Here is a 405-nt window from a genome sequence, read left to right as displayed (position 1 = left end):
GTGAACAGGCAGGATTGGACGAGGTGTGGTTTATGCCTACCCATGTTCCTCCCCATAAAAAACGGAACAGCCTAACGCTTGCGAAGCATCGCTTGCAAATGGTAGAGCTTGCGGTGGCTGATCATGAATCGTTTTTTGTAACGGATATAGAGCTTAGGCGTGAAGGTCCTTCCTACACCTATGACACGATCGTAGAGCTTGTCTCACAGTACCCAAATTACCGATTCTCCTTTATTATTGGGGGAGACATGGTGCAGATTCTTTCCGAATGGTACCAGTACAAAGAACTGATTCGTATGATACACTTTATTGGTCTGGCTCGGCCGGGAGCTGAGCTGGACAAAGGCAATAACGATGAAGTCGTGACATTTGTCGAGATGCCGGTGTGGGATATTTCTTCTACAC

At 47.2% G+C, this 405-nt stretch carries 1 protein-coding gene; it reads left to right on the top strand.

The window, feature by feature from the left end; all coding sequences use genetic code 11:
* Window positions 1-32: 32 nt before the first annotated feature.
* Window positions 33-405, top strand: a 373-nt coding sequence (locus SB775_RS27600; RefSeq protein ID WP_410864328.1) for a nicotinate-nicotinamide nucleotide adenylyltransferase, incomplete at its 3' end; no start/stop codon positions are given.

Source organism: Peribacillus sp. SIMBA_075, assembly GCF_046534585.1.
This window is presented reverse-complemented; position numbering and strand designations above follow the sequence as displayed.